This window comes from Streptomyces sp. NPDC044064, assembly GCF_056434245.1.
The window spans coordinates 15254-40100 of sequence record NZ_JBWKFN010000029.1; the positions used below are offsets into that span (position 1 = coordinate 15254).

The 24847-nt window shown below is 73.7% G+C and carries 18 protein-coding genes; 6 read left to right on the forward strand and 12 right to left on the reverse strand.

The features are described 5' to 3' along the window. Positions 1 to 11: 11 nt before the first annotated feature. From AC07DS_RS35580 to AC07DS_RS35600, 5 genes are read right to left on the reverse strand one after another with little or no spacing between them, the layout of a single operon-like run. On the reverse strand, positions 12 to 617 hold the full coding sequence (locus tag AC07DS_RS35580) for a GTP-binding protein (RefSeq protein ID WP_479152156.1): 606 nt from the start codon (positions 615 to 617) through the stop codon (positions 12 to 14). Further along, positions 598 to 4236, reverse strand: a complete 3639-nt coding sequence (locus AC07DS_RS35585) for a hydantoinase B/oxoprolinase family protein (RefSeq protein WP_479152158.1) — start codon at positions 4234 to 4236, stop codon at positions 598 to 600. The genes AC07DS_RS35580 and AC07DS_RS35585 overlap by 20 nt, the downstream gene beginning before the upstream one ends. Positions 4237 to 4260: 24 nt before the next feature. Beyond that, the gene (locus AC07DS_RS35590; protein WP_479152159.1) at positions 4261 to 4656 is read right to left on the reverse strand and encodes a DUF742 domain-containing protein; all 396 of its coding nucleotides are present in this window, start codon (positions 4654 to 4656) and stop codon (positions 4261 to 4263) included. Positions 4657 to 4665: 9 nt separating this feature from the next. Next, the gene (locus AC07DS_RS35595; protein WP_094220789.1) at positions 4666 to 5100 is read right to left on the reverse strand and encodes a roadblock/LC7 domain-containing protein; all 435 of its coding nucleotides are present in this window, start codon (positions 5098 to 5100) and stop codon (positions 4666 to 4668) included. Then, positions 5097 to 7901: a nitrate- and nitrite sensing domain-containing protein gene (locus tag AC07DS_RS35600; protein ID WP_479152300.1), complete on the reverse strand. Its 2805-nt coding sequence runs from the start codon at positions 7899 to 7901 to the stop codon at positions 5097 to 5099. Before AC07DS_RS35600 ends, AC07DS_RS35595 begins: the two co-directional genes overlap by 4 nt. A 418-nt stretch (positions 7902 to 8319) precedes the next feature. Between AC07DS_RS35600 and AC07DS_RS35605 the strand changes: the two genes are divergently transcribed. Beyond that, on the forward strand, positions 8320 to 8853 hold the full coding sequence (locus AC07DS_RS35605; protein WP_479152304.1) for a hypothetical protein: 534 nt from the start codon (positions 8320 to 8322) through the stop codon (positions 8851 to 8853). Between the two features lie 33 nt (positions 8854 to 8886). Here AC07DS_RS35605 and AC07DS_RS35610 read toward each other — a convergent pair whose 3' ends face one another. From AC07DS_RS35610 to AC07DS_RS35625, 4 genes are all read right to left on the reverse strand, one after another. After that, a complete protein-coding gene (locus AC07DS_RS35610; protein ID WP_479152161.1) occupies positions 8887 to 13557 on the reverse strand; it encodes a hypothetical protein in 4671 nt (1556 codons plus the stop codon). A 41-nt stretch (positions 13558 to 13598) separates the two neighbouring features. Continuing rightward, entirely contained in the window at positions 13599 to 14489 is an 891-nt protein-coding gene (locus tag AC07DS_RS35615; protein WP_479152162.1) for a hypothetical protein, read from the reverse strand. A gap of 127 nt (positions 14490 to 14616) precedes the next feature. Beyond that, positions 14617 to 16146 carry a hypothetical protein gene (locus tag AC07DS_RS35620; protein WP_479152164.1) on the reverse strand — a complete coding sequence of 510 codons (1530 nt, stop codon included), beginning with the start codon at positions 16144 to 16146 and terminating at the stop codon, positions 14617 to 14619. Between the two features lie 96 nt (positions 16147 to 16242). Further along, positions 16243 to 16950: a GntR family transcriptional regulator gene (locus tag AC07DS_RS35625; RefSeq protein WP_145880955.1), complete on the reverse strand. Its 708-nt coding sequence runs from the start codon at positions 16948 to 16950 to the stop codon at positions 16243 to 16245. A gap of 162 nt (positions 16951 to 17112) precedes the next feature. Between AC07DS_RS35625 and AC07DS_RS35630 the strand changes: the two genes are divergently transcribed. The 5 genes from AC07DS_RS35630 to AC07DS_RS35650 all read left to right on the forward strand — a co-directional run bounded on the left by AC07DS_RS35630 (position 17113) and on the right by AC07DS_RS35650 (position 21615). Next, positions 17113 to 18432 (forward strand): MFS transporter, encoded by a 1320-nt coding sequence (locus tag AC07DS_RS35630; protein WP_468813649.1) that lies wholly within the window; start codon positions 17113 to 17115, stop codon positions 18430 to 18432. A 5-nt stretch (positions 18433 to 18437) separates the two neighbouring features. Next, positions 18438 to 19268 carry a putative hydro-lyase gene (locus AC07DS_RS35635; RefSeq protein WP_479152306.1) on the forward strand — a complete coding sequence of 277 codons (831 nt, stop codon included), beginning with the start codon at positions 18438 to 18440 and terminating at the stop codon, positions 19266 to 19268. Between the two features lie 64 nt (positions 19269 to 19332). Further along, on the forward strand, positions 19333 to 20091 hold the full coding sequence (locus tag AC07DS_RS35640) for a LamB/YcsF family protein (protein WP_479152165.1): 759 nt from the start codon (positions 19333 to 19335) through the stop codon (positions 20089 to 20091). Then, positions 20088 to 20705 (forward strand): 5-oxoprolinase subunit B family protein, encoded by a 618-nt coding sequence (locus tag AC07DS_RS35645; protein ID WP_479152167.1) that lies wholly within the window; start codon positions 20088 to 20090, stop codon positions 20703 to 20705. Before AC07DS_RS35640 ends, AC07DS_RS35645 begins: the two co-directional genes overlap by 4 nt. 40 nt (positions 20706 to 20745) lie before the next feature. Next, complete coding sequence (locus AC07DS_RS35650) at positions 20746 to 21615, forward strand: 5-oxoprolinase subunit C family protein (RefSeq protein WP_479152169.1); 870 nt, start codon at positions 20746 to 20748, stop codon at positions 21613 to 21615. Here AC07DS_RS35650 and AC07DS_RS35655 read toward each other — a convergent pair. From AC07DS_RS35655 to AC07DS_RS35665, 3 genes are read right to left on the reverse strand one after another with little or no spacing between them, the layout of a single operon-like run. After that, the gene (locus tag AC07DS_RS35655) at positions 21516 to 22484 is read right to left on the reverse strand and encodes an SGNH/GDSL hydrolase family protein (RefSeq protein WP_479152171.1); all 969 of its coding nucleotides are present in this window, start codon (positions 22482 to 22484) and stop codon (positions 21516 to 21518) included. The genes AC07DS_RS35650 and AC07DS_RS35655 overlap by 100 nt on opposite strands. After that, positions 22481 to 23662, reverse strand: a complete 1182-nt coding sequence (locus AC07DS_RS35660) for a glycosyltransferase (protein WP_479152172.1) — start codon at positions 23660 to 23662, stop codon at positions 22481 to 22483. Before AC07DS_RS35660 ends, AC07DS_RS35655 begins: the two co-directional genes overlap by 4 nt. Continuing rightward, positions 23659 to 24792: a glycosyltransferase family 4 protein gene (locus AC07DS_RS35665; RefSeq protein WP_479152174.1), complete on the reverse strand. Its 1134-nt coding sequence runs from the start codon at positions 24790 to 24792 to the stop codon at positions 23659 to 23661. The genes AC07DS_RS35660 and AC07DS_RS35665 overlap by 4 nt, the downstream gene beginning before the upstream one ends. Positions 24793 to 24847 lie beyond the last annotated feature (55 nt).

A 24847-nucleotide genomic window follows, 5' to 3' on the forward strand; every position in this document is an offset into this window, starting at 1 on the left:
CGTGCCGTGGCTCAGGTGGTGAGGGCCTGGCGGCGTTCGGCCGCGTACTCCATCGCATGCTGGACGACACCGATGAGGACCTCCTTGACCGACTCCCGGTCGCGGGCGTCGGTCAGCAGGACCGGCACGCCGCCGTCCAGGTCGAGGGCCTGGCGGACGGCGTCGGCGGGGTAACGGGCCGCCCCCTCGAAGCAGTTGACGCCGACGACGAAGGGTATGCCGCGCCGCTCGAAGTAGTCGACGGCGGCGAAGCAGTCTTCCAGGCGGCGCGTGTCGGCGAGAACCACGGCGCCGAGCGAGCCCTCGGACAACTCGTCCCACATGAACCAGAACCGTTCCTGCCCGGGCGTTCCGAACAGGTACAGCACGAGGTCCTCGCGCAGGGTGATACGGCCGAAGTCCATGGCCACGGTGGTGGTGTGCTTGCCCTCCACACCGCTGGTGTCGTCGACCGGGCGCCCTGCCTCGGTCAGCGACTCCTCGGTGCGCAGCGGCCTGATCTCGCTGACCGCGCCGACGAGGGTCGTCTTGCCCACGCCGAAGCCGCCGGCCACCAGGATCTTGAGCGTGACGGGCTCGACCGGGGGCATGCCGCGTTCAGTACGCCCGAGGATCATCGATCTCTTCTCCTGCTTGATGGTGGTCGGGCGACGGTCGGCCGTAGCCGCCGCCACCGGGGGTTTCGATGACGAGTACGTCGCCGGGACCGACGTCGGCCGATCCGCTTCCGCCGAGTTCGGTGACCGTGCCGTCGGCCCGCTCCACCCGGTTGGCGCCGAGCGCGCCGGGCTCGCCGCCGGCCATGCCGTACGGCGGCACGCGGCGGTGCTGGGAGAGCGTGGAGACGGTCATGGGTTCGAGGAAGCGGATGCGGCGCACGGCACCGTCCCCGCCGCGCCGGCGTCCGGCGCCGCCGCTCCCCCGCCGGACGGCGAACTCCTCGAGCCTGACGGGCAGCCGCCACTCCAGCACTTCGGGGTCGGTGAGCCGCGAGTTGGTCATGTGCGTCTGCACGACGTCGGCGCCGGGGAAGCCTTCGCCGGCGCCGGATCCGGAGGCGACCGTCTCGTAGTACTGGTGGCGGTCGTTGCCGAAGGTCACGTTGTTCATGGTCCCGGAGCCCTCGGCCTGGACACCCAGCGCGGCGTACAGGGCGCCGGTGATGGCCTGGGAGGTCTCGACGTTGCCCGCGACGACGGCGGCGGGCGGCTCGGGAGCGAGCATCGAGCCGGGCGGTACGACGATGTCCAGGGGACGCAGACAGCCGTCGTTGAGCGGGATGTCGTCGGCGACCAGCGTGCGGAAGACGTACAGGACGGCCGCGTTGACCACCGAGAAGGGGGCGTTGAAGTTGGTGTCGAGCTGTGCGGAGGTGCCGGTGAAGTCGATGGTGGCGCGGCGCTGCGCACGGTCGACGCGCACGCTGACGCGGATGACGGCGCCGGAGTCCGTCTCGTAGGCGTACTCCCCGTCGGCCAGGGCGTCGATGACCCGGCGGACCGCTTCCTCCGCGTTGTCCTGGACGTGCCGCATGTAGGCCTGCACGACGTCGAGGCCGAACTCCTCGATCATGCGGCGGACTTCGTCGACGCCCTTGCGGTTGGCGGCGATCTGGGCGCGCAGGTCGGCGAGGTTGGTGCGGACGTTGCGGGAAGGGTGGGGCGCCTCGGTGAGCAGGCGGAGGGTCTCCTCCTCGCGGAAGCGGCCGCTCTCGGCGAGCAGCCAGTCGTCGAAGAGGACGCCCTCCTCCTCGATGGTCCTGCTGTGGGCGGGCATGGAGCCGGGGGCGATGCCGCCGATCTCGGCGTGGTGGCCACGGGAGGCGACGTGGAAGAGGATCTTGGGCTCACTCTCCGTGTCCGTCGCGGAGTCGGTCTCGAAGACCGGGGTGATCACGGTGACGTCGGGCAGGTGGGTGCCGCCGTGGTACGGGTCGTTGACGGCGTAGGTGTCGCCGGGGCGCATCGACGTGCCGCGGCGCCGGATGACCTCTTTGACGCTGGTGCCCATGGAGCCCAGGTGGACGGGGATGTGGGGCGCGTTGGCCACCAGGTTTCCGTCCGGGTCGAACAGGGCGCAGGAGAAGTCCAGACGCTCCTTGATGTTGACGGACTGGGCCGTGGACTCCAGCCGGGCGCCCATCTGCTCGGCGATCGACATGAAGAGGTTGTTGAAGACCTCAAGCAGAACCGGGTCGGCTTTTGTGTCGAGGTCGGAACTCTGCGTAATCGTCGCGCGTTCCATGAGCAGATGCCCGTCGTCGGTCGCAGCGGCCTGCCAGCCGTCGTCGACGACGGTCGTGGCGCCGGCCTCGGTGATGACCGCGGGTCCGGTGACGGTCTCGCCGGGCGGAAGGGCCTCCCGGCGGTGGAGGGGTACGTCGCGCCAGATGCCGCCGGTGTGGAGGCGGGCGGTCTCGGGGGCGGCGGGGTGGCCTTCGTACGGGGCGAGGGCGGAGAGATCGGGGGGTGCGGTGATGCCGGTGGCTTCGACGGAGAGGGCTTCGACGACGATCGGGCGGTCGAGCGTGAAGGAGTACGTGGCGCGATGACGTTCTTCGAAGGCGTGCCGCATGGTGTCGGGCTCAGTGAGCTCGACGGTGAGGGTGGTGTCCGTGCCGTCGTAGCGCAGCTGGGCGCGGCGGGTGATCTCGACGCGGTCCTCCGGGACGTCTTCGGCGAGGAGTTCGGCGCGCGCGGCGGCCTCCAGGTCGTCGGCCGTCTTGCGGATGCCGGGCATCGATGCGGACTCCAGGGGTGCCTCGACGGACTGTTCTCGCATGGCCGTGGTGTCGGCGAGGCCGATACCGAGGGCGGAGAGGAGACCGGCCATGGGCGGCACCAGGACGGTGCCGATGCCGAGCGAGTCCGCGACGCTGCACGCGTGCTGGCCACCCGCGCCACCGAAGGTGGTGAGGGCGTAGCGGGTGACGTCATGGCCCTTCTGGACGGAGATCCGCTTCACGGCGTTGGCGATGTTGGAGACGGCGATCTGCAGGTAGCCCTCGGCCACCTGTTCGGGGGTGCGGTCGTCGCCGGTCCGCTCGCGGATCTCGCGTGCGAGGGCGGTGAAGCGTTCGCGGACCAGGGCCGCGTCCAGCGGCTGGTCGCCGTCCGGGCCGAACACTGTGGGGAAGTGGGCGGGTTGGATGCGGCCGAGCACCAGGTTGGCGTCGGTGACGGTGAGAGGGCCGCCGGCACGGTAGCAGGCGGGGCCGGGGTCGGCGCCCGCCGAGTCGGGGCCGACGCGGTAGCGGGAGCCGTCGAAGTGGAGCACGGAACCGCCGCCCGCGGCGACGGTGTGGATGTCCAGCATGGGGGCGCGCAGCCGGACGCCCGCGATCTGGGTGGTGAAGACGCGCTCGTACTCGCCGGCGAAGTGCGAGACGTCGGTGGAGGTGCCGCCCATGTCGAAGCCGATGACGCGGTCGAATCCGGCGCGCTGCGACATGCGGGCCATGCCGACGATGCCGCCGGCCGGGCCGGAGAGGATGGCGTCCTTGCCCCGGAACTGTCCCGCCTCGGTGAGCCCGCCGTTGGACTGCATGAACATCAGCCGCACACCGCGGAGTTCGTCGGCGACGTGCCGGACGTAGCGGTGCAGCACGGGCGAAAGGTAGGCGTCGACGACGGCGGTGTCCCCGCGCGGGACGAGCTTCATGAGGGGGCTGGTCTCGCTGGACAGCGAGATCTGCGGGAAGCCGGTGCGGGCTGCGAGGTCGCCGATGGCGTGTTCGTGGGCGGGGTGGAGGTGGCTGTGGAGGCAGACGACGGCGACCGCGCGGATCCCGTCGTCGTACGCCTGCCGGAGAGGGCCCGCGAGGGCGTCGAGGTCGGGGGCTCGCAGGACGGTGCCGTCGGCGGCGATGCGCTCGTCGGCCTCGATCACGCGTTCGTAGAGCAGCTCGGGCAGTTCGATGCGGCGGGCGAAGATGCTCGGGCGGTTCTGGTAGGCGATGCGCAGGGCGTCGCGGAAGCCGCGGGTGATCACCAGGAGGGTGCGCTCGCCCTTGCGTTCCAGCAGGGCGTTGGTGGCGACCGTGGTGCCCATGCGGACGGCGTCGATGGGCTGCGGGGCACCGTCGAGCAGTTCCCGTACGCCGGCGACAGCCGCGTCCGCGTACCGGGCGGGGTTGTCGGAGAGCAGTTTGTGCGTGAGCAGGCGGCCGTCCGGGCGACGCGCGACGATGTCGGTGAAGGTGCCGCCTCGGTCGACCCAGAACTGCCAGCCAGTCACGTCACTACTCCGCTTCCGCGCCGGTCACAGCGCCCGGAGGCCGTTGATCACGTCGCGCAGAATACTCTCGTCCGGCAGCTCCGCCGGGGGCACCGGCCGCGTCACATGGACGAATTCCGCGTGCACGAGGTCCCCGATGAGGACGCGCACCACCCCGATGGGAAGGTCGAGCTCCGCGGCGAGTTCCGCGAGCGACTGCGGTGCCGTACGGCAGAGCCCGACGATCTCCACGTGTTCCGGGGAGAGCGTCGGGTCCGTCTCCGGGTCCCCGGCGTCGGTTTCGGTGACGACCACCGCGATCAGATCGAGGCGGTGCTGGGCCGCACTGGTGGTGCGGCCGCGCGTCATGGCGTACGGACGGACGACCGGTCCGGCCTCGTCGTCGAACCAGTGGCTTCTACCCTGACCGTCTACGCTCATGTCATCCCACTACCCGCCTGCGGGCAGATCGGTGCGCGGAGCGGCGCCCAGATGCACACCGACCCGCTTGACCAGCAGCGTCATCTCGTAGGCGACCTGCCCGACGTCGGAGTCGGCGTCCGAGAGGACCGCGAGGCAGCTGCCGTCCCCGGCGGCGGTGACGAACAGGAACGCGTCGTCGAGCTCGACCACGGTCTGCCGCACGCTGCCCGCCTCGAAGTGCCGGCCCACGCCCTTGGCGAGGCTGTGGAAGCCGGACGCGACCGCGGCCAGGTGCTCGCTGTCCTCCCTGGTCAGGTCCTTGGACACGCCCGTGGGCAGACCGTCGCCGGAGAGCACGACGGCCTTGCGGATGCTGGCGACCCGGTCGACGAGCTCGTCCAGGAGCCAGTTCAGCTCGCCCTTGTTGGTCTCCGTGTGGCCGGTGGCCTTCGGTGCGGTCATCGACCGTCCCCCTTAGTCGTTCCTGGTGCTGTGCCGTTCCGGGCGTCGCCCGCGGCGTTCTCCTCACGGCCACGCTGCCAGCCCCGCTGGAGCGAGGCCATCCGGCTGCGGACCTCGTCGGCGTCGCGGTCGGCGGGCTGCGCCGCGCGTTCCGGGAGCCGTTCGGCCTCCTTCTTCAGCTGCGGGGCCAGGTTGGCCTGTCGTACCCGCCGGGGCAGCGGCCCGGAGGCCGCGCCGCCGGCGGGCGGGACGCCGTCGTCCTGGCCGCCGCCGGAAGCGGCCGCCGCGGGCCGGGGCCGTCTGGGCAGCGCCGGTGCTTCGGAGGTCTGGTTCCCGCCGCCGGACGCGGTGGCCGTGCGCTCGTCGACGCGGTCGGCGAGTCCGGTGCGCCGGGCCGCCTCGCCGCGGCGGCGGGCGGGCAGGGGAGCCAGTCCCCCGGTGTCGGGGCGGCGCGGCCCGGCGGCCGGCTGCTCGTCCGGTTCGCCGCGGCGGGACCGCTGCTCGGTCACGGGCCTGCCGTGCGAGCTGACCAGCTTCGGCGTCTGGCGCCGGGGCAGCGGCACGGGTCCGCCGGAGCGGTCGCCGGCCGGGGTGTCGTCGACGCGCGGGGAGGCGGGCTGATGGGGCTCGATCAGCCGGGAGGCCGGCTCGTCCTCGGCGCGGCCGCGGGAGCGGCGGGGTCGGAACAGGCCGCCGCGCTCGCTCTCCTCGTCGGTCAGGGCACCCGGGAAGTCGTCGATGGCGTCCAGGTCCACGGGAGCCTCCAGCTCGACCGGACCGTCGAGCAGGGAGGTCGGCAGGCCGGGCAGCTGCACCGGGGCCTGCGACCGGGCGGGGGTGAGGCTCGCCGCCGGCTCGGCCTCCTTCGAGGGGCGGTCGAGGCGGAAACCGATGCCGTTGGTGTCCGGGACGTCGTCGGTCAGCAGCGCATCGGGGACGAACACGACGGCGGTGGTGCCGCCGTAGGGCGACGGCTGCAGGGAGACGCGGACGTTCTGGCGCTGGGCGAGACGGCTGACCACGAACAGGCCGAGCCGGTCCGTGTCCGAGAGTTCGAACTCGGGGGTCTCGGCGAGCCGGAGGTTGGCGTCGAGCAGCGCCTCGGCCGTCATGCCGAGTCCGCGGTCGTGGATCTCCAGGGTGAAGCCGTTGGCGACCCGCTCGCCGAGGACCTGGACGGCCGTGTGCGGCGGCGAGAAGACCGTGGCGTTCTCCAGGAGTTCGGCCACGAGGTGGGTGACGTCGGCGACGGCCGGACCGGTGACCGCGACCCGTGCCAGGCGCCGTACCTCGATGCGCTCGTAGTCCTCGACCTCGGCGACGGCTGCCCGGACGATGTCCATCAGCTGCACCGGGCGGCGCCACTGCCGCGACGGCGCGGCGCCGGAGAGGATCACCAGTCCCTCGGCGTGGCGGCGCATACGGGTGGTGAGGTGGTCCAGTCGGAACAGGTCGGCGAGTTCGTCGGTGTCCTCGGTCCTGCGCTCCATGGTGTCGAGCAGGGTGAGTTGCTTGTGCAGGAGGACCTGGCTGCGGCGGGCGAGGTTGACGAAGACCTCGGAGACGCCGGCTCGCAGTTCGGCCTGCTTGACGGCGGCCTCGACGGCTGCGCGCTGGAGGGTGTTGAGGGCCTGGCCGACCTCGCCGATCTCGTTCTTGTCGTACTCCAGCCTGGGCACCTCGGTCTCGACGTCGATCTGTTCCCCGACGGAGAGTCTGCGCATCACGCTGGGCAGCCGCACACCGGACGCCTCGTGCGCCTCCAGGCGCAGCTGCCGCAGGTCACGGATGAGACTGCGGCCGATGCGCACGGACAGGACGACGGAGACCAGGACGGCGAGGAGGCCGAGGACACCGGCGACGGCGGCCTGCACGATCACGCCCATGGCCACGGGCTCCGTGCGGTCCTGGAAGCGGTCGCCGACCTGGTCGTCCAGGGTGCCGAGTTCGTCGAGCACGCTCGCCGCGGTCGAGTCCCAGCTCTGGGCCGTGACACCGCGCGGGGCTCCGGAATCGGTGCCGATGGCGGTCCGTTCGGCCACACGCAGCGGGGCGGTGGTGGCGTTCTTCCAGAAGCGTTCGTACCGTTCGCGCTCCGAGGCGGGCAGCAGCGGCAGGCTGATGTCGTACAGGAGGGTGCGCTGGGCGACGAGGTCGGAGATGTCGCGGGTCTCGTCGTGGGAGAGCGTGCCGACGACGAGCGCCGAGCCGAGCAGGGCGTCCTCGCGGGAGAGCAGTTCGCGGGCGCGGTTCACGTTGACGAGGGCCCGGGCCTGCTTGTCCATGTCGACGTCGTCGATGCCGTCGAGGGCGTCCAGCAGGGTGTAGCAGGGGTCGACGAGCCGGTTGTAGCGGTCGAGCGCCTGGGCGCGGTCGACCGTGCGCTGCTCCACGCTGCGGCGCAGGGAGTCGAGGCTGTCGAAGGCGTCCAGGACGGTGGTGAGGCGCTCGTCGTCGGCCGCGTCCATGGCGTCGCGGACGTTGCGGTCCTCGGCGTTCCTGCGGATGTCGGCGACGGCCCGGTCGGTGGCGGTGCGGGTGCGGTGCAGCGCCGTGAGGGCGTCGGCCGCGCGCGGGTCGGCGAGGTAGACGAGGGTCTGACGACGTTCCTGCTGCAGGCCGCGGACGGTGTCCTCGGTGGGATAGGCGACCTTCTGGACGATGTCGGACACATGGAAGAGCCGGGTGACCTCACGCCCCGTGAGCACCGTGGCGAAGCCCCAGACGGCAGTCAGGGACACCAGCGGCACGAGAAGCAGCGCCACGATCTTCCGGCGGATCGACTTCCCGCGAAAGCGCATGGCCTCCCCCAGCTCGACCCCCGCCGGTCGGGGGTACATGTCCGTCAGCAAACGTGCGCGAGCCTACTACCGCCCCACAGGTAACTCGAAGACATGTCCGGAGGGTGAACTTCCGCACCGGCGGCGAGACATGGCGAGTTGTCCGGGCATTGCGGGAGATTGCACCCGGGATGTGGGTGCCCGCGACGGGACGGGCCGAAGCTGCACGGACAGTCAGTTGGCTGGAATTTTTCGCAAGTAGGGAATCTTCGAGGGTGGTTGTTCGTCTTTCTCTACGGGAAATGGGGGCGGAATCGGCCACAGGAGCCGCATCCCGCACCCCGGCGGCGTAAAACAGCGCAAGCCGGGCAGCCACTGGGGAGTCGGTGTCCACGGACATCGGGTGAGCGGTCTGCCGGCGGTGGGGAGTGACACGGTGATGGGCACGGCGGAGCGGCGCGGGGCGTCCGAGGAGAGCGTGGCGGTGCGCTCGGCGACGCGGCGGGGGAACGAGGCGCCGGATCGCGACATTCCGGCGCTCGGGGGCGACGGAGAGTCCACCGACGGGGAGGAGCAGCCGTATCAGCGGCTGCTGTGGATCGAGGAGCCGGCCCGCCGGCGCCGGATGCCCGACCCGGTGCGTACGGCGGCGGTGCGGGCGGTGCTGATCATCGCGGTGACGCTGATCCAGGCCATGGTGGCGTTCCTGTGCACGCTGGCCGGGTCCTGGCTGGCGTTCCCGATGGTCATCAGCAGCGTGGCCGGCACGGTGGTGGCCACGTGGGCCGTGGTCGACGTGTGGGTGACCCGCCAGGTGTGGAACCAGCGCAACGGAGTGGTCTCCGAGCCGAGCAGTACGGCCCGGACGCTGCGCCGCGAGCGCCGGGCCCGCCGGCGTCAGGAGCGGGCCGCCGTGCGGGAGCAGGAGCGGATACGCCGGCAGGGCGGATCCGGGCAGCTGTCGCACTCCTGACCTGCGGGCGGCCGGCACCCGCCCCCGCGCCCCTCAGGGCGTTGCGGCTGCCGGCTTCTTGAACATCCGCGTCGCCGTGATCTCGCTGTGCACCGCCTCGCCGGCCTGGGGCTGCTGCGGCAGTCCGGGCCGGAGGTGTTCCTCCACGCTGATGTACTTCAGGCCCGCCCTCAAGTCGGCGTCGTTGCGCAGCCGGATGACCAGCGGGAACTCGGCGAGCGCGGTCGTGTCGAACAGGCCGGTGGTGTACAGCAGTTGGACGCCCAGCGCGTCCGAGACGGCCCGCTGCAGCTCCAGCAGGTACGTCGCGTTGGCGCGGCCGATGGGGTTGTCCAGGAACAGCGTGCCGGCGTGCCGCTGCTTGTCACGGCCCCGGTCGTTCGACCGCAGGGCCGCCATCGTGCAGTACAGGGCGATGGCGGCGGTCAGCAGCTGACCACCCGAGAACACGTCGCCCATCTGCCCGACGGGCACGCGCTCGGCACGCAGTACGGCGTCGGGCTTGAGGATCTCGACGGCCACGCCCTTCGGCTGCAGCGCCGCAGCGACTCCGCGCAGCAGCAGGGACATGCCGTCCCGGCGCAGGTCGGAGTTCTTCTTGACGGCCGCGCGCGTGGCCTCGTCGATGACCTCGCCGAGCCGCTCGGTGAGCGTGGCCTGGTCGGGCTCCTCGAAGCGGATGCGCAGGAACTCCTGCCCGGACCACTCGCCGAGCCCCTCCGGGAGACGGGAGAGCCGCTGGGCGGAGCGCAGGGTGGCCAGCGCCGACTCGACCAGGCCCCTCAGCCGGTCCACGATCGAGTCCCGGTTGCGCTCCAGCTGCGCCAGCTCGTCGGTGAGGACACGAAGTCGAGGCGCGAACGCCTCCGCCCACCGCTGAGCGTGCTCGGGCAGCGCGGAGGCGGGCAGCTCACGGATCTGCTGCCGTGCCGGGGTCCGGACCTGTTCGTAGCGCGTGGAGTTGGCGTGCCGGACGAGCACGTCGCTCGCCTCGCGCACGGCCGACTCGGCGGCGGACAGGTCGGCGGAGCAGCCGCGCAGCGAGCGGCGGGCCTCGGCGGCCGAGTGCCGGGCCTCCTCCAGGCCGCCGGGGTACGGCTCCGGCTCCTCCTGGTCCTCCTCGGGGGTGTGCTCGCGCAGCAGATCGCGGAGCATCGCGGCGATCTCGTCGAAGCCGCCGGCCGCGTCCTCGGCGGCCCGGTGGGTGTCGAGCAGCTCGGCGTGGGCCTCCCGGGCCTCGGCCAGTGCCTCGGTGCGGGTGGCGAGTTCGGCCGTGGCGGTGCGCAGGAGGGCCTGGGCGTGCTCGGCGTCGCGCGGGACGAGTTCCGCGGCCAGGTCGGTGTGCACCTCGCCGTCCTCGGGGGCGTGCCGCTCCGCCTCGCCGCGCAGCCGGCCGAGCTGTTCGCTCGCGGTCGACATCCGGGTCTCCAGGAGCTGCACCAGCTCCTCGGCACGTGCGACGGCGGCCTGCCGGGAGGGACCGTCGGAGCCGTCGGGTGACTGGAGCAGCTGTTCGGCGCGGGTGCGGACCTTGTTGCTGAGCCGGTCCAGTTCGGCGAGGGAGGCGCTCTCGTCGCTCTCCGCGCGAGCCTGCTCGGCGCGCAGGTCGGCGCCGACGCCGACCTTCTCATAGACCTGGGAGGCGGCCCGGTAGGCCTCGCGCAGGGCGGGCAGGGACGTCTGCGGGGCGCCCTCGTCCGCCGCCGGTACGTCGTCGGGGGCGCCGGCGATCTCGGAGCGCTCGGCGCGCAGGGCACGCGCGGTGCGGCGGGTGTCGTCGGCTGCGCGCTGGGCGGCGCGGCGGTCCTCGTCGGCGGCGCGGGCGCGCTCCAGGCAGGTCTGGGCGCGGGCCTCCGACTCGGCGGCCTCGTCTGCGAGTTCACGGAGCTTGACCTGCCAGCCGGCGCGCTCGCGCAGCCGGTAGGCGAGTCCGGCGAGGGCGTCGGCGGCACGGCGGGCCTTCTGTGCGGCCTCCTGCCGCTCGTCACGGACCTGCGTGGCCTCGGCGGCGGCCTCGTCGGTCTCCGCGCGTGCGGTGCGCGCCTCGGCCAGCTCGGCCTCGGCCTCCTCCGCGAACGCGCGCGCCTCCCCGGCGGCCTCGGCGAGTTCGGTGAGGCGTCCGGCCGGGCAGCCGGTGCGCCAGGACGCGAGCCGCGCGGCCAGTTCGCGGTCCTTGCCGAGGCGGGCGGCGAGGGAGCGGATCTCCTCGTCGCGCTCGGTGGCCCGCGCGCGCAGCGCCTGCCGTTCCTCGTCGGCCGCGTGCTCGTCGTGCATGGCCGGGTTCGGCGGCACCAGGAAGACGTCACCCGGGGTGGCGTCGGGCGCAGGGGTCGGGGCGAGCAGGGCGGCGGCCGTGCCGACGGCCACGGCGGAGCGCGGCAGCAGGGCGGCGTCGCTGAGCGCCTCACGGGCACGCGCGTGCGTGTCCGGGTCGGTGATGATGACGCCGTCGACCAGTTCGGGGCGGGCGGCGAGCACGCGCGCGTGGTCGGCGGGGTCGACAGCCTGCGCGAGGTAGCGCCAACCGGGCAGCGCGGGGATGCCGTGCTCGCCGAGGAACTCCACGGTGGCCAGCACGTCCGGGCCGGGCGGCAGCAGTCCGCCGTCGCCGAGGGCCCCGAGGATGCGGGCGTCGTCGGCCGCGGCGGTACGCAGTTCGAAGAGGTGCCGTTCGGCGGTCGTCACGGCGTCGTCGAGAAGCCCGCGCAACTCGTCGGCGAAGCGGTCGAGTTCCTCGGGGCTGAGCGGGCTCTCGGCGAGGGAGGGTGAGTCCTCGGACGCGTCGCCCGCGCGCGCGGTCGAGCCGTCGGCCGCTCCCGACCTGGGGCCGGGCACTGCGGCCCGCGCAGTGCCGGCTGCGCCCGGCAGGCTCAGCAGCTCCGCGAGCCGTTCCTCGGCTGCGAGCGCCTCGGCAAGGCACCGCTCAGCCTCGTGGCTCCGCTCGGCCGCCGTCGCCGCGTCCGCCGCGCGGGCCGCGGTCAGCTCCGCGCGGGACTCGGCGGTGGCCGCCTCGCGCGCATGCTCGGTCGCCTTGCGGGCGGCCTCCCGGGCCGTGTCCCAGGCGGCCACGGCGGTCTTCTCGGCGTCGCTTGCGGCGAGGGCGGCACGGGCCGGGTCGGCGTCCGGTGCGCTGTCGTCGAGCCAGCCCGCGCGGACCGCCTCGGCCGTCTCCTGCTCGACCTCGGCGAGACGCTGGCGCAGGTGCCCGGCCTCACTGCGGGCGCGCTGCGCCTCGGTGGCGGCGGAGGTGGAGTCCCGGTAGGCGGAGTCGCTCACCTCCTGGAGCGCGGCGGAGCGCTCCTCCTCCTCGTTGGCGAGGGCCTCGGCGCTCTCGGCGGCCGTGTGCAGGGCCCGTACGAGGTCCACGGCGGCCTTGGCCCGGGCGGCGAGCGCGGGCGCCGCGTCCCGCTCGGCCTCCTGGATCGCGGCGGACACGCGCGCGACGCGGTCGGCGGCGGCGCGGTGCCGCAGCACGGCCTCGGCGGCCTGCCAGGCGGAGTGCAGCGTGCGCGCGTCGGCCAGCTCGCGCTTCTGCGCGGCGGCGGACTTCTCTGCGGCGGCGAGCGCCAGGGAGGCGTGCCGGAAGGCGAGTTCGGCGGCGACCAGCGCGCTGCGCTCCCGGCCGCCCTCGGAGTGCGTGACGGCGTAGGCGGCGGCCGTGACGCGCTGCGCGAGGTCGGCGGCCCGCACCCGTTCCTGCAGGGCCCGCGCGGAAAGGCGCCGGGCCAGTGTGCGGGTGCGGCGCTCGGCGCCGGCGTGGATGTCACGCGCACGCGCGCGTGCCTCGGCGGCCTCGACGATCCGCCCGAGCAGGTCCACGGAACCGGCCGTGAAGTCCCGTTCGGCGATCAGCTCGGCGCGCCGGCCGAGCTTGTTGCCGAAGCCGCTGACCAGGTCGGCGAGGCCGTCGGTGTCGCGGGTGTCGGTGACCGCGCGCAGCAGCAGGTCGGTGAAGTCGGAGTCCTTCTTCACCGCGAAGAGTCCGGCCGCCTCGCCCTCGTCGGCGTTCATCTCCCGCTGGTAGCGGAAGAGTTCGGGGTCGAGGCCGAGGTCGCCGAGGTGCTCGATCCAGCGGTCGTGGATCTCCTCCCAGTGCACCTCCAGATGCGGGTAGGCCTTGCCGGCCTCGGTGAGGGCGTCGCGGAAGCCCTTCATGGTGCGGCGACGGCCCTGGGCGCCCGAGGCGCCCTCGACGGGCGGCCGTACGGCGGTGGACTCGGCGACGGGCAGGTTGTCCAGGCTCAGGCCGGGGCCGGGCCGGAAGGAGTACCAGGCCTCGGCGAACTTCCGCGGATCGTTGGAGACCTGGCGTCCGCGCCACTCGCTGACCTTGCCGACGACCACGCACTCGCCGGTCAGCACGTGCTGCCACTCCAGCGCCACGTGCCCGCAGTCGTCGGCGAGCAGGAACTTGCGCAGCACGCCGGAGCTGGCGCCGCCGAGGGTGTTGCGGTGTCCGGGCAGCATCACCGAGAAGATCAGCTTGAGCAGCACGGACTTGCCGCCGCCGTTCTCCAGGAACAGCACGCCCGCGGGTGCGGGGCGGCGCGGCGGTCCGGCCGGCTCCTCCTCGAAGAACTCCGCCTGCATGGGCGCGGGGTCGGGCACGGGCTCGCCGACGCCCCGCAGGTCGAGCACGGTGTCGGCGTAGCGCGCACCGGCCGGCCCGATGGAGTAGAGGCGGACCCGGGACAGCTCGTACATGGCGGACTCTCGTCAGTCTTCTGGCAGATCGGGGAGGTTTGTCAGCGGTGCGAAGGCGCGTGGAACGGCAGACCGGCGTCGGCCACCAGGTCCAGCTCGTCGGTGTCGTCGGCGGGCAGCAGGGTGGCCGTGCCGTCGGTGACCGGGACGACGCCCAGCTCCAGCAGTTCGGCCATCGCGGCGGTGCCGGCCATGTCGCGCACCTGGAGCTGGTAGCGGGCCGTGGTGCGGTAGGTGCCGCCGTGGTCGTCACCGGTGCGCTGCAGGAAGCCCGAGTCGGTGAGGAAGGCGGCCGCCTTGCCGACGATGCCCGTGGTGGAACCGGCGAGCCTGCGGGCGTCCTTGGTGGCGCCGGTCGCGCTGCGTCTGGCCCAGATCCGCCAGGCGGCCTCCAGCCCGGGCGCGTCGGTCGCCGGGTCGGTGTTGTCGCCCTGCTCCTCGGCACGCTCCTCGAGCCGGCGGCACGCCTGCCGTACGAAGGCGTCGACACCGTTGACGGTGACCCGGCCGATGTAGGAGTCGTCGGCGAGGTCCTCCGGGCGCGGGAACGCGAGCGCGGCCACGGCGAGATGGGCCAGTCCGTGCAGGAACCGGTCCCCCGAGTCGGCGGCGGTGCGACGCGCGTAGTCGCCCATGCGGACCGCGAACACCGAGTCCTCGGCGGCCGTCACGGCCATCCCCGCGCGCGGGGACACCTCCAGCACGACGAGCCCGAGACCGGCGGCGACGGCGTCCGCGAGCCGCGCGAACGCCGGGTCGTCACGGTAGCGGCGCAGCAGCTCCGTGTACTCCTGGTCACGCGCCGGCTGCAGCTTGGGCTGCAGCCCGAAGGCGACGAGCCGCGCCGCGTCGGCGGCGTCGGCGGGGGTGACGGCGGTGGTCGCCGGCGCGGCGGGGCTCTCCGCCTCACTCCACTCGACGTGCTCGCTCACGGACACAACTCCTTGCTCTTGGAACTGGGGGAGGGTGCGACCCCCCAAGGGGTACGGGGCTGCGTGCGGCGCCGCCGCGGAGCGCGACCAGCGACGACGGACCCGAGCTCGCCCACCGGCAGGGCCATCACGCCGCTTCCGTCCGATCCGCCGCCATCCCGGCCGCGTCGAGCAGGGCGGTCCCGACGATCAGATCGGCTCCGCCGAAGTCCGGATCGTCCAGCTCGGTCCCGTCGTCCACGGCGAACAACAGCTTCTCCTCGCCCTGGCGATACGCCGTACCCACGGCGGGACTGGCCGCGTGGACGGCCAGCAGGGCGACCAGGTACGCCAGATCGAACCCCCCGGAGTCCCTGGCCTCCGCCAGCAGCCCGGACAGCCTCCGCGGCGCATCGGCGGGCAGGTCCAGCAACTCCGTCGCCGCGGCCAGCTGTTCGTCGCTGAACCGGCTGTCGTCCGGCGTCGCGATCAGGTCGGGCTCCGGCATCTCCGCGCCCAGGTGCTCCCGCTCCACCGGTGGCGTCAGCAGTATGTCCACGAGGTCGGTGACCCGCACCGACACCGGCGTACGCAACCCCGTGCCGTTGGCGAAGAACGCGTCCGTGACCCGGATCGCCTGCTCCAGGGGCAGCGGCAGCACGGGTGCGACCACGTGGCCGTACAGGTCCGTCCCGGAGGTCGCCGCGGGTGTGGCGAAGGCCTGGCGGTCCTGTTCGGCACGGAACAGGGGGCCGGCCTCCAGCAGGCGCGACTGGAGCTGGGTGTGCCGCCGGATGCAGTCCTTGACGATGTCCACCAGCTCGGCGGCGCGCCGCTTGTGCTCGGACTCCTCGGTCTCGTCGCGGGCCTTGCGGATGTTGGTGAGGATCGCGTTCTCGTGGCGGTACCGATCGGCCACGTGGTCCAGGGCCTCGGCGATCATGTCGGGCACGGCACCCAGCCAGTCGACCGCGCGGACGTTGCGCCGGGTGGCCTCCAGGGCGCGGCGCAGGGTCTCCGAGTACTGCACGGTGCGGTAGCGGGCCTGCTCGGCGGCGAGCTGGGCGTCGGCGAGGCGGCCGCGGTTGATCAGCACCTCCAGCTTGACCTCGGCGGCGATCTGCGCGCTGGTGACATCGGTGTCCAGGGCGCCGACCAGGACGTTGACCGCCTCGTCCGTCGTACGGAGGTAGACCGTGCCGCCGGGGCCGGGGACCTCCTCGATCAGCTTGAAGTCGTAGTCACGGCGGACGTAGGTGCCGTCCGGCGCGAAGGTGCCGTACACCGCGCGGAAGCCGCGGTCCACGCTGCCGACGTTGATCAGGTTCTCCAGGACCCAGCGGGCCACGCGCTCGTGCTCGGCCACGGGGCGGTCCGGGGCCTGGGCTGCGATGCGCGGGACGAGCCGGGCGACGATCTGCTCGTGGTCGGCGCCCGTGTCGAAGTCCATGTTCAGCGTGACCAGGTCGATGGCGGACAGGGCCACCTCGGCCATGCCGTACACCGAGTACTCGCCGGCCAGATTGGCCTTGCGTACGTCGAGGTCGTGCAGCGGCGCGGTGCAGGCGAGCGCGCGCAGCCGACGGGCCAGCCCCTCGTCGGCGGCCGGGCCCGGTGCCGGGCGCGGTCCCGCGCTGAGCTGGGCCGGAACGCGGTCCGTCGATGCAGGCGAAGTCACGGTGCACAGACTAGGTCCTCGGTCTGACAACGACTAAAACGGCGCAGAAACGACGGCCGTCACAGACGCTGAGGAGGCGCCGGTGCGGTTCACCGCTCAGGAGGCGCCGGTGCCGTCCTCGCCGACCCGTCGCAGGTACACCTCGACGACCCGCTCCAGCGAGTCCGTGAGGTAGGTCTCCAGCAGCCGTTCCGCGCCGCGCCGGTCACCGTCCTGCAGCGCCTGCAGGATCTGCCGGTTGCGGGCGAGGTAGGGCTCGTGCAGCCGGCGCGGGTCGTCCACGACGTGGAAGGCGAGCCGCAGCTCGGCGAAGACGCTGCGCATCAGCTCGTCGGTGCGTTCGCTGCCGGCGAGGGCGACCAGTTCCCGGTGGAAGTGGATGTTGGCCGTACCCAGTGCTTTCCAGTCATTCTCGTGGGTCGCCAGCTGCCCCTCGGTGACGGCGGCGGCCAGGCCGTCGAGCGGGTACGGCGGCTCGCCGAGGCCCCGGACGACCGCGCACTCGACCAGGGCCCGGGTGCGGTAGATGTCCTCGACGTCCTCCACGGTCAGGACCCGGACGAAGACCCCGCGGTTGAGTTCGTGGACGAGCAGACGCTCGTGGGTGAGCAGCCGGAACGCCTCGCGCAGGGTGTTGCGGGAGACCCCGAGCGCGCCGCCGATGGCGTCCTCGGACAGGCGGGTGCCCGGCGGGAAATAGCCCTCGGCGATCCGGCTCCGGAGGATGTCGGAGACCCGTTCGGCGGTGCTGGTGCGCCCCAGGAGGGCACGGTCGTCGGCCAGTCCCGTCAGCTGCTCTGCCATGCCCGGAATTCAATCGCAGACCCCGGAACGAGACAACGTGGGTATTGAAGGATCGTTGAACGATCCTCTACGGTGCTCCGCACGCAACAGCTTCAGCACGGCACAGCTTCCGCACGGCACTGCTCAGTTCCCGCACCCTCCGTCCCTCTCTGCGAGGTGCCCATGAGCACGACCCCTCCGCCCCGGCCGGTGACCGCGGGCGCACGACCGGAACAGGGTGAACGCGCCGCCGAGGACGGCGCGTTCGGCTGGCTGCACGCCCTCGGCCCGAACGGCCGGCGCGCCTTCGCCGGAGCTTTCGGCGGATATGCCCTGGATTCATACGACTACTTCACACTGCCGCTGAGCATGGTGGCGCTCGCCGCGTACTTCGGCCTGGACAGCGGCCAGACCGCCCTGTTCACCACCGTCACGCTGGTGGTCTCCGCGATCGGCGGTGCCGTTGCGGGCGTGATCGCGGACCGCGTGGGCCGCGTCCGGGCCCTGATGATCACCGTGATCACGTACGCGGTCTTCACGGTGGCCTGTGGCTTCGCGCCCGACTACGAAACGCTGCTCGTCTTCCGGGCCCTGCAGGGGCTCGGCTTCGGGGGCGAGTGGGCGGTCGGGGCGATCCTGGTGGCCGAGTACGCGAGCGCGAAGCACCGGGGCCGTACGCTCGGCGCGGTCCAGAGTTCCTGGGCGGTCGGCTGGGCGCTGGCCGCGATCGTCTACACGCTGGTGTTCTCCTTCGCCGGCGACGATCTCGCCTGGCGCGTCATGTTCTGGACCGGGGCGCTGCCCGCGCTGCTCGTGGTGTGGCTGCGCCGGCGGGTGCACGACGCGCCCGAGGCGACGGCGGCCCGTGAACAGAACCCCCGGAGCGGTTCGTTCGCGGCGATCTTCCGGCCCGGCAGGGACGGCGAGCCCGGTCTGCTGCGCACCACGGTCTTCGCCGGGCTGCTGTCCACCGGCGTGCAGGGTGGCTACTACACGCTGGCGACCTGGGTGCCGACGTACCTGAAGACCGAACGCGGCCTGTCCGTCGTCGGTACCGGCGGCTATCTGACCTTCCTGATCTCGGGCGCCTTTCTCGGCTACCTGACCGGCGGCCACCTCACCGACCGGCTCGGCCGGCGCCGCAACATCTGGCTGTTCGCCCTGCTCTCGGCCGTGTGCATCCTCGCGTACGCGAACATCCCGCACGGCGCCGACACCCTGCTGCTGGTGCTCGGTTTCCCGCTCGGCTTCTGCATGTCGGCGATCTTCAGCGGCTTCGGCTCCTACCTGAGCGAGCTGTACCCGACGGCGGTGCGCGGCACCGGGCAGGGCTTCACGTACAACACGGGCCGCGCGGTGGGCGCGGTGTTCCCGACCCTGGTGGGCTTCCTGGCCGACAGCTGGGGCGTGGGCGGTGCGCTGGTCTTCGGCGCGATCGGCTACGGCCTCGCGGCGGTTGCGCTGCTCGGGCTGCCGGAGACGCGCGGGAAGGAGCTGGCGTGACGCGGGTGAACCGTACCGAGGACCGGCCCGTGACCCTCGTCGACGAGCACGCGCACGCGTGGAGCGCGAAAACGGCGCGGGCCCGCTTCCGGGAGGGCCTGGCGGGCCCCACGGCCGGTGTCGCGGCAGGCAGCACACAGGCGAACCTGATCTCGGTGCCGGCCGACTGGGCCTACGACATGCTGCTGTTCTGCCAGCGCAACCCGAAGCCGTGTCCGGTGCTGGACGTCACGGACGCGGGCGCCACCACCACCGTCCTCGCGGAGGGCGCGGACCTGCGCACCGACCTGCCGCGCTACCGGGTGTGGCAGGACGGCGAGCTGGTCGAGGAGCCGACGGACGTGCGCGCGCACTGGCGGGACGACCTGGTGTCGTTCCTGCTCGGCTGCAGCTTCACCTTCGAGTGGGCGCTGGCCGGTGCGGGTGTCCCGATCCGGCACGTCGAGCAGGGCCGCAACGTGCCGATGTACGTGACCGGCAGGCAATGCCGCCCGGCGGGCCGGCTGCGCGGCCCGATGGTGGTGTCCATGCGCCCGGTGCCGCCCGAGCACCTGCGCACCGCGATCCGGGAGAGCGGCCTGCTGCCGGCCGTGCACGGCGGCCCCGTGCACTGCGGCGATCCCGCGGCGCTCGGCATCACGGACCTCGGCCGGCCCGACTTCGGCGACCCGGTGGACGCCGCTCCCGACGACATCCCGGTGTTCTGGGCCTGCGGCGTGACCCCGCAGGCGGCCGTGATGGCCTCGCGACCGCCGTTCGCCATCACCCACGCACCGGGCCGGATGTTCCTGACCGACGCCCGCGACGAGCAGTACCGCGTGGTGGGCGTCGACTGACACCGGCACGTCGGCCGACGCCGGCGAGCAGTACCCGACACGAGAACCGGAGACTCGGAAGACCATGACCGCGATCGATCTGAACGCCGACCTCGGCGAGGGCTTCGGCCGCTGGCGGCTGACCGACGACGAACAGCTGCTGTCCGTCGTCACCAGCGCCAACGTGGCCTGCGGGTTCCACGCCGGGGACGCGGCCACCATGCGCCGGGTGTGCGAGCTGGCCGCCGAGCGCGGGGTGACGATCGGCGCGCAGGTCTCCTACCGGGACCTCGCCGGGTTCGGGCGGCGCGCGATGGACGTGCCGCCCGCCGAGCTGGCGGCCGAAGTGGCCTACCAGATCGGTGCCCTGGAGGTGTTCGCGCGGGCCGCGGGCGCGCGCGTGGCGTACGTCAAGCCGCACGGCGCGCTCTACAACCGGGTCGTGCACGACGCGGAGCAGGCCGCGGCCGTGGTCGACGGCGTCCTCCTGGCCGACGGTTCGCTGCCGGTGCTCGGGCTGCCCGGCTCGCGGGTCCTGGAGCTGGCCGCCGAGGCGGGCCTGCCGGCCGTCACGGAGGCGTTCGCCGACCGCGCCTACACCGACGAGGGCACGCTGGTGCCGCGCGACCGGGACGGCGCCGTGGTGACCGATCCGGACGCCGTGGTGGAGCGCTCGGTGAGCCTCGCGCGCTCAGGCACGGTGGCGGCGCACTCCGGCGCGCGCATCCGGGTACGCGCCCGCTCACTGTGCCTGCACGGCGATACGCCCGGCGCGGTCGAGCTGGCCCGCCGGGTGCGCGAGCGGCTGGGGGCGGCAGGCGTGCGGGTGGAGGCCTTCGCATGAGGGCCTTTCCCGTCGGTGACGACGCCCTGCTGGTGGAGGTCGACTCGGGCGAGCAGGCACAGGCCCTGCACGCGGAGCTGCTGCGGCGGCGCGCGGAGGGCTCGCTGGCCGTCCGGGAGATCGTCCCGGCGGCCCGTACGGTCCTGCTCGACGGCCTGGCCGACCCGGTCCGTTGGGCATCCGAACTGACCTCCTCCGAGATACCTCCCGCTCCCCCGCGCGTACGGGAGCTGATCGAGCTGCCCGTGCGGTACGACGGCCCGGACCTCGCCGAGGTCGCCGCGCACTGGAAGGTGTCCGAGCCCGAGGTGGCCCGGATCCACGCCGGCACCGAGTTCACCGTGGCCTTCTGCGGGTTCGCACCCGGCTTCGGCTACCTCACCGGGCTGCCCGCCCGCTACGACGTCCCACGCCGGGCCACCCCGCGCACGGCGGTACCGGCCGGTGCCGTGGCGCTTGCGGGGCCGTACACGGGTGTGTACCCGCGTTCCTCGCCGGGCGGCTGGCAGCTGATCGGCACGGCGGAGGCGGTGCTGTGGGACCACACGCGCGTACCGGCCGCGCTGCTCTCACCGGGCGCGCGCGTGCGCTTCGTGCCGGTGGGTGAGGCATGACCGGCCATCCCCGCGACAGCCTCGCGCCCATGGGGGCCGTATGACCGACCGTGCTCTCGTCGTCGTGCGGGCCGGGGCGCTCACCACCGTGCAGGACCGCGGGCGGCCGGGGTACGCGCACCTCGGCGTGCCCCGCTCCGGAGCGCTCGACCCGCAGGCGGCGGCCCTCGTCAACCGGCTGGCCGGCAATCCGCCGGACGCGGCCGTCCTGGAGACCACCCTCGACGGCTGTGCCCTGCGCCCCCGTTCGACGGTGACCGTGGCGGTCGGCGGCGCGCCCTGCCCGGTCGCCGTGGGCGGCCGTCCGGCGGCCTGGGGCGCCCCGGTCACCGTGCCCGCCGGTGCGCTGCTGGAGGTGGGGGCGGCGGTGGCCGGTGTCCGCGCCTATGTGGCCGTGTCCGGCGGCATCGCGGTGGAGCCGGTCCTCGGCAGCCGTGCCACCGACCTGCTGTCCGGCCTCGGCCCCGCACCGCTCACGGACGGCAGGGTGCTGCCGCTGGGCACCCCGGCCGGCCCTCCCCCGCGCGTGGACGCCGTCCCGCAGCCGCGTCCGCCGGCCGAACTCGTGCTCCGGGTGACTCCGGGCCCGCGCGACGACTGGTTCACCGCGCGCGCGGTCCGGGATCTGACCACGCGCGCGTACCGGGTTTCCTCGGCGAGCAACCGGATCGGTCTGCGTACCGAGGGGCCCGCCCTGGAGCGGGCCCGGACCGGCGAACTCCCCAGCGAGGGGATGGTGCTCGGCGCGGTTCAGGTACCACCGGACGGCCGTCCGGTGGTGTTCCTGGCCGACCATCCGACCACCGGGGGCTATCCGGTGATCGCGGTGGTCCGCGGCGCCGATCTCCCGGCGGCCGCGCAGGCGGTCCCGGGCACCACGGTGCGGTTCGTGGCGGTGCGGCGCCGCTGAGCCTCGGCGTCGGCACCGCCGGTGTCCGGCTGCTCCGTCCTCGTCAGCGCAGCCAGCGCCTCGGACACGGCGGCGGAGGCGTGCAGGTCCAGGCGGGCGCTGGTGCCCCGCGCGCGGTGGCGCACTTCGTCGGCGGCCAGCCGCAGCAGCTGCGGCAGCAGATCGTTGCAGCGCCGGATCACCCAGGCGGTGCCGGCGGTGGCGAGCCACAGCAGGCTCGCCGAGCGGGTCGGGGCGGCGAACTCCGGTTCGGGCGACGGCGGCGTGCCGCCGGCCCGGCCCGCCACGGTGAGCAGGCGGTGGAAGTGCACGGCGAGCTGCCGGTGCCCGCGCTCGCCCGGGTGCAGCCGGTCCGCGCTCCACAGGGCGCGGTCGGTGAGCCAGGTGCCCTCCGCGGCGTGCAGGTGGACGGCCCCGTACCGGTCGGACAGCTCGTGGACGACCGCGTTGACCGCCCGCTGCCGGCGGGCCAGCGGGCGGGCGAGGGCGCCCGGGAGGCCGAGCATCGCGCCGGGGTCGGGCAGACAGGCGGTGAGGAGCGTGGCGCCCTGGGCGGTGAAGGCCGCGTACACCCGGTCGAGCCGGTCGGCCACGGCGTGGATGTCGAAGGTGTGGCGCAGCGTGTCGTTGACGCCGATGACCACGGACACCACGTCGGGACGCAGTTCGAGACCGGCCGGGGTCTGCCGTTCGAGCACGTCCCGTGTCTGCGCCCCGCTGACGGCGAGGTTCGTGAACTCCACCTGTCCGGCGTCCTCGGCGAGACCGCCGGCCAGCAGCGCCGCCCAGCCCCGCCAGCCGTCCCCGGCCGGGTCGCCGACGCCCTCGGTGAGCGAGTCCCCGAGGGCCACGAAGCGGACGGATCTCATGCCACGCCCTCCCGGGCACCGGGCCGGGCCGGGGCGTCGGCGCGCTTCAGCACCTCCGCGTCGTGCGCCGCGAGGAACGCCTCCACCGCCGTTCCCCAGCCGAAGCACTCCGCACGCGCGCGTGCCGCCTCCCGCCGCTCGGGCTCGGTGCGCGACAGGAGCAGTTCCACGGCGTCCGCGAACGCGTCCGCGCGGTCGGCGGCAGCGGCCCCCGCGGCCCCGATCACCTCGGGCAGCGCCGACGAGGCGCTGGCGACCACGGGTGTCCCGCACGCCAGCGCCTCCAGGGCGGCCAGCCCGAAGGTCTCGGCGGGTCCGGGTGCCAGGCACACGTCGGCGGACGCCTGGAGCGCGCCGAGCGCGGCCCGGTCGGCGACGTACCCCAGGAACTTCACCGGCAGCCCGCGCTCCCGCGCACGCTGCTCCAGCCGGGCCCGCAGCGGGCCGTCCCCGGCCACCACGAGCACCGCCCGCCTGCCGCGGCGCAGCAGTGCCTCCAGGGCGTCCAGGGCGGTGCCGGGCCGCTTCTCCACGGACAGCCGGGAGCACATCACGAGCAGCGCCTCGTTCCCGCGCGCGTGCAGCGCGCGCAGGGCCGGGTCACGCAGCGCGGGGTGGCGTTCCATCAGGTCGACGCCGAGGGGGGCGCGTACCACGTTGCGCGCGCCGATCCGTACGAACTCGCGCTCGGCGAACTCCGTGGTGCACACGATCCGTGAGTAGACGTGCGCGGTGCGGGTGTTGAGGGAGTCCGCCGTCCGCGCGGCGAGCTTCTCGGACAGGCCCCAGGTGCGCAGCACGCCGTCGGCGGTCTCGTGGGAGACCATCACGGCGGGCACGCGCGCGCGGCGCGCCCAGCGGCCGGTCCACCGCAGGGTGGTGCGGTCGGAGACCTCCAGACGGTCCGGGGCCAGGTCCTCCAGGAGGCCGGCCACGCGCCGCTTGTCGGTCAGGACGCGGTAACCGCCGGTGCCGGGCAGCACCGGTCCGGGCAGGGTGATGACCCGGCCCTGCTCCGTTTCGCGGTCGGTGTGCCGCTCGCCCGGCACGATGAGCACCGGCTCGTGGCCCGCGGCCCGGAAGCCCTTGCCCAGTTCGTGCAGGGCCGTGCGCAGGCCGCCGGAGGCCGGGGTGACGAAGTTGGCCAGCCGGACGATGCGCAGGGGTGAGCCGGTCATACCGTCACCACCGTCTTCTGGCGCGCGGCGAGCACGTCCTCGTAGTGCGCGATCAGGCGGTCGCCGACGGCGGCCCAGGTGCGGCCCTCGACCATGGCCCGCCCGGCGGCGCCGTACGAGGCCAGCAGGTTCGGCTCCCCGGTCAGGGTGCGTACGGCCTCCGTGACGGCGTTCGCGTCGCGCGGCGGGACGAGCAGTCCGGTGCGGCCGTGGGCGACCAGGTCCAGCGGGCCGCCCGCGGCGGGTGCGACCACCGGAACGCCGCTGGCCATGGCCTCCTGGACGGTCTGGCAGAAGGTCTCGAAGGGGCCGGTGTGCACGAACAGGTCCAGCGAGGCGAAGATCCGGGCGAGTTCGTCGCCGGTGCGGCGGCCCAGGAAGACCGCGCCGGGCAGGGCCTCGTCCAGGTGGGCCCGGCTGGGGCCGTCGCCGACGATCACGACCCGGACGCCCTCGAGGCCGCAGACACCGGCCAGGAGTTCGACCTGCTTCTCGGGGGCGAGCCGGCCGACGTAGCCGATGATCAGCTCGCCGTTCGGGGCCAGTTCGCGGCGCAGTGCCTCGTCGCGGTGCTCTGGCCGGAAACGGACGGTGTCGACACCGCGCGGCCACAGCCGTACCCGCGGTACGCCGTGTGTCTCCAGGTCGTGCAGGGCTGCGCTGGACGGGGCGAGGGTGCGGTCGGCGGCGGAGTGCACGGAGCGGATCCGGCGCCAGGCGGCCGCCTCGCCCGCGCCCATGTAGGTGCGGGCGTATCCGGCCAGGTCGGTCTGGTAGACGGCCACGGCGGGGATGCCGAAGCGGGCGGCGGCGGCCATGCCACGGACGCCGAGGACGAAGGGACTGGCCAGGTGGACCACATCGGGGCGGTGCTCGGTGAACGCCGCGGCGAGGCGCCGGCTGGGGAGGGCGACGCGGACCTGGGGGTAGCCGGGAAGAGGGAGGGAGGGGACACGGACGACGGGGCACGGAGCCTCGAGGGCGTCGGCCTTGGTGCCAGGTGCGGTGGCCGGCGCGACGACGAGCGGGTGGTGGCCGCGATCCACGAGGTGCCGAGCTGTCTGGAGCGCGCAGTGGGCGACGCCGTTCACATCGGGGGGAAAGGATTCGGTCACTATGACGACACGCATACGGGTGTTGTCGCCGCGCCGGACGTGGCGGCGTCAACGTCGATCTTTCCGGACG

What these genes read in the sequence shown, in the direction of transcription:
- AC07DS_RS35580 (WP_479152156.1), bottom strand. Translation starts at nt 617, where the DNA reads ATGATCCTCGGGCGTACTGAACGCGGCATGCCCCCGGTCGAGCCCGTC.
- AC07DS_RS35590 (WP_479152159.1), bottom strand. Translation starts at nt 4,656, where the DNA reads ATGAGCGTAGACGGTCAGGGTAGAAGCCACTGGTTCGACGACGAGGCC.
- AC07DS_RS35595 (WP_094220789.1), bottom strand. Translation starts at nt 5,100, where the DNA reads ATGACCGCACCGAAGGCCACCGGCCACACGGAGACCAACAAGGGCGAG.
- AC07DS_RS35600 (WP_479152300.1), bottom strand. Translation starts at nt 7,901, where the DNA reads ATGCGCTTTCGCGGGAAGTCGATCCGCCGGAAGATCGTGGCGCTGCTT.
- AC07DS_RS35605 (WP_479152304.1), top strand. Translation starts at nt 8,320, where the DNA reads ATGGGCACGGCGGAGCGGCGCGGGGCGTCCGAGGAGAGCGTGGCGGTG.
- AC07DS_RS35610 (WP_479152161.1), bottom strand. Translation starts at nt 13,557, where the DNA reads ATGTACGAGCTGTCCCGGGTCCGCCTCTACTCCATCGGGCCGGCCGGT.
- AC07DS_RS35625 (WP_145880955.1), bottom strand. Translation starts at nt 16,950, where the DNA reads ATGGCAGAGCAGCTGACGGGACTGGCCGACGACCGTGCCCTCCTGGGG.
- AC07DS_RS35630 (WP_468813649.1), top strand. Translation starts at nt 17,113, where the DNA reads ATGAGCACGACCCCTCCGCCCCGGCCGGTGACCGCGGGCGCACGACCG.
- AC07DS_RS35640 (WP_479152165.1), top strand. Translation starts at nt 19,333, where the DNA reads ATGACCGCGATCGATCTGAACGCCGACCTCGGCGAGGGCTTCGGCCGC.
- AC07DS_RS35645 (WP_479152167.1), top strand. Translation starts at nt 20,088, where the DNA reads ATGAGGGCCTTTCCCGTCGGTGACGACGCCCTGCTGGTGGAGGTCGAC.
- AC07DS_RS35650 (WP_479152169.1), top strand. Translation starts at nt 20,746, where the DNA reads ATGACCGACCGTGCTCTCGTCGTCGTGCGGGCCGGGGCGCTCACCACC.
- AC07DS_RS35655 (WP_479152171.1), bottom strand. Translation starts at nt 22,484, where the DNA reads ATGAGATCCGTCCGCTTCGTGGCCCTCGGGGACTCGCTCACCGAGGGC.
- AC07DS_RS35660 (WP_479152172.1), bottom strand. Translation starts at nt 23,662, where the DNA reads ATGACCGGCTCACCCCTGCGCATCGTCCGGCTGGCCAACTTCGTCACC.
- AC07DS_RS35665 (WP_479152174.1), bottom strand. Translation starts at nt 24,792, where the DNA reads ATGCGTGTCGTCATAGTGACCGAATCCTTTCCCCCCGATGTGAACGGC.